Annotated in this window: 3 protein-coding genes and 1 pseudogene; 3 read left to right on the forward strand and 1 reads right to left on the reverse strand. The window is 46.7% G+C overall.

Going from position 1 to position 3126, the window contains the following annotated elements:
- The 3 genes and pseudogenes from AZ66_RS32220 to AZ66_RS28120 form a co-directional block, all read left to right on the forward strand.
- Positions 1 to 489, forward strand: a pseudogene (locus AZ66_RS32220) (GNAT family N-acetyltransferase); the annotation flags it as partial.
- The gene (locus tag AZ66_RS28115) at positions 486 to 1346 is read left to right on the forward strand and encodes an amidohydrolase family protein (protein WP_044357945.1); all 861 of its coding nucleotides are present in this window, start codon (positions 486 to 488) and stop codon (positions 1344 to 1346) included. The pseudogene AZ66_RS32220 and the gene AZ66_RS28115, both read left to right, overlap by 4 nt.
- A 134-nt stretch (positions 1347 to 1480) precedes the next feature.
- Positions 1481 to 1963: a hypothetical protein gene (locus AZ66_RS28120; protein WP_156160123.1), complete on the forward strand. Its 483-nt coding sequence runs from the start codon at positions 1481 to 1483 to the stop codon at positions 1961 to 1963.
- Between the two features lie 186 nt (positions 1964 to 2149).
- On the opposite strand, the gene AZ66_RS28125 is transcribed toward AZ66_RS28120, so the two are convergent.
- The gene (locus AZ66_RS28125) at positions 2150 to 2860 is read right to left on the reverse strand and encodes a peptidylprolyl isomerase (protein WP_044357948.1); all 711 of its coding nucleotides are present in this window, start codon (positions 2858 to 2860) and stop codon (positions 2150 to 2152) included.
- Positions 2861 to 3126: the final 266 nt, after the last annotated feature.

Here is a 3126-nt window from a genome sequence, read left to right on the forward strand (position 1 = left end):
ATTCGATTGAGCAATTATTATTTACTGTTGCCGGGTGTACCGGTATTATGCCATTTCACGGATGTGCATCAAGCTTCTCAAGCTTATTTGAATGATCGATTGGAGCAAGAAATGTTCATTTATAACGGGGAACCTGGGCAAGATAGCTGGCTCGAAGCGTATTCTTCGAACGGAAAGCCAATCGCTTTCCCTCAAGGTAAGGGAGTTGTCGATGTTTACGAAAATTCTGATTATCGATTCGGGTCCAGAGATAAGACAGCCTTTATGCACATCGTGACAGATCATACGATTTCTCGCTCGAGCGTGTATGCCAATAAAGAGGTGACACATACAAATGTGATTCACAAGCTGCACATCCCGAACGGTCATACTCAGCGTACTTCTCCCGTTATGCTGATGTTCTCGATGGAAAGAATCGAACAGGAGGCGTTAACCGATCTTCGTGCTATTCGTTTTCCGCAATCTGAGCCGGAGGTGGTCAAGGGGTGAAAATCATTGATGCCCATATGCACCTGTCCCGAATTGAGGAGTTCCAGCGTACGGCAGACGAATTATCCAAGGTAGATTACAGTGTGAAGGGGCTTCTGCAAGAATACGCACAGCATGGTGTTGTCCTCGGTATCGGAATGGGGCTGGCAGAGACGAAAGCAGAGGGATTCCCTGATGCTGAGGCCCATAACCCGATGGTACTTGATCTTGTTGATGATCTCCCTGCTTCGATTGCTTATTGTATTGGAATTAATCCCTATCAATGCGATGAAGAGGCATGGGCACGAATAGAGCTCGAACTGAAGAAGCCGCAAGCAGTGGGATTGAAACTATATCTCGGCTATTATCCATTCTATGCATTCGACAGTGTCTATGATCGGGTATATGAGTTGGCTGCCAAGTACGAGGTTCCGGTTGTATTCCACTGTGGAGATACGTATTCAGAACGAGGGCTGTTGAAATACGCCCATCCGTTAACGATTGATGAAGTGGCCGTGAAGCACCGTGATGTGACGATGATGATGGCGCACTTCGGTGATCCATGGGTACTGGACGGAGCAGAGGTCGTATATAAGAATCGAAACGTGTATGCAGATCTGTCGGGGCTGCTTGTGGGAGATTCAAGGCGATTTGCGCGTTTGGACGAGGAGTCGCCGTTATTTTTTCAGCATTTGCGCCACGCCATCGTGTATTGTGACCGCTATGATAAGCTGCTCTTCGGAACAGATTGGCCACTTGCACCGATTGGAACCTACATTGATTTTGTAAAAACGGTCATTCCGGAGCGTCATCATGAGGATGTATTTTATCACAACGCCTTGCAAGTGTTCCCTAAGATCAGACCTCAAGTTAGGTGATGGCACAAAAATACGATTAAAGAGATAGGTACCTATACGAGCTGTTGCGGGAGTGCATAGATTATCTTGTAAGGCTTCCGCTCTACAAGGAGTGGAATCACCCATATAAGCAGAGGTAAAGGATGGTCGTCATCATGAGAACGTCTCCACGCAAAGGCTCGAAACCCAAGCACAAGCTGTCCGCCTCGCCTAGAGCAGCCTCACGATCTATCAGCAAGCCGGGCAGAACGAATGCATCTGCGCCTTACATGAATCAAAATGTAATGGGGCTAACAACCCCAACGGATCCCTCTGCATCCAATGCAGCTGTGAATCAAGAAGCTGCAGGCAACGCAGGCGGTGGTTCTTACACTTCATTGAACAGACAGTATGGAATCGATGACCTGATGAATACGTTCGGAAAAATTCAGAAGATGTTCGGCATGTTCCAGCAAGCACGATCCATGTACAGCACTTTTCAGTCATTAATGGGCCCAATTGCGCTCACAAAAGGAAATCGTGCAAAAGCAGGAGGTCGCCGTCATTCTGGAAAGCCAGTACGCAAGTCACAGCCGTCGATCCAATCTCGTTCATCTCGCAGCAATGCCAGCAAAGGACAACGGGGCGCACGGAAGTAGTGCAGCCCCTGTCTCCTTACAACGTTCCTTAGGCTGCGAAATCACCTTAAGCCGATAAATAGAGTGCTCACCAGCACATCAGCATGATTACGTGATTCCCATTGATGGGTTATATAAAATAGAACAGGGACAGCAGAAGGAGCCAGCCTTCTATTGTCCCTGTTATCAAATATATTAGCTTACGAGTTAGCTTTGGATTTTTTCAGGCTCCGGATACGTGACGCCGAATGTATTTACGGTAACCTTTTTCATTTTTTGGTCTTTCTCCGGCTTATCGTTAGCCCCGGTTGGCACATTCACGATCGCTTGCGCGATCTCCATCCCTTTGATCACTTTGCCAAAGGCCGCGTAATCCCCATCCAAATGTGGCGCGTCTGCTACCATGATGAAGAATTGGGATCCTGCTGAATTCGGATCCTGAGAGCGTGCCATTGATAATACGCCTTCCGTATGCTTCAGGTCATTCTCTACTCCGTTTTTAGCAAACTCCCCCTTAATGCCATAACCAGGCCCGCCAATGCCGATGCCCTGAGGATCTCCTCCTTGAATCATAAAACCTGGAATAACACGATGGAAGATCGTCCCGTCATAAAATCCCTTGTTCACGAGGGAAATAAAGTTGTTTACGGTGTTCGGAGCCTTGTCAGGGTACAGCTCAATTTCAATGCTGTCTCCGCTCTCCATTTCGATCGTGACAATCGGATTTTTGGAATCGGAAGACTTTTTGCTATCGCTGTTTTCTTTCGGAGCTTCCTTGTTAGTCTCTTGTCCAGACTTGGTTGTGTCTGCTGTTCCACTCTGTCCAGTACTTGGCTTGTTGCCGCAGCCAGCGACGATAAGCAGAACGGCTAGCATAAGTGTAAAAAATGTAATAGCTCTTGTGCGATTCAACAACATTTCCTCCTTGTCCTTGCTGCAGCGGCGCTGCAGTTGTCTATATATCACATTACCACATATGAGCAGCGAAGCATAATATTGAAATGATCGTATCGGCAAGTTAATGAGGAGGCTTGAACAAGTTATCATGGATTCAAGGGGGCGATTATCCTATAGTTGAGCAATGAATACCTCAATTTGTCAGTGTTGTTCTCGTTCGTTATGTGCTACTATAGGACAATGTATTTAAGAAGAATACATATGTACACTGTACAAGGACATTTATA

Origin of the sequence: Paenibacillus sp. E194 (genome assembly GCF_000935845.1) — a bacterium.
Taxonomy (GTDB): Bacteria; Bacillota; Bacilli; order Paenibacillales; family Paenibacillaceae; genus Paenibacillus_B; species Paenibacillus_B alvei_B.

Coding starts and splice junctions, on each gene's coding strand:
- AZ66_RS28120 (WP_156160123.1), top strand. CDS start 1,481: ATGAGAACGTCTCCACGCAAAGGCTCGAAACCCAAGCACAAGCTGTCC.
- AZ66_RS28125 (WP_044357948.1), bottom strand. CDS start 2,860: ATGTTGTTGAATCGCACAAGAGCTATTACATTTTTTACACTTATGCTA.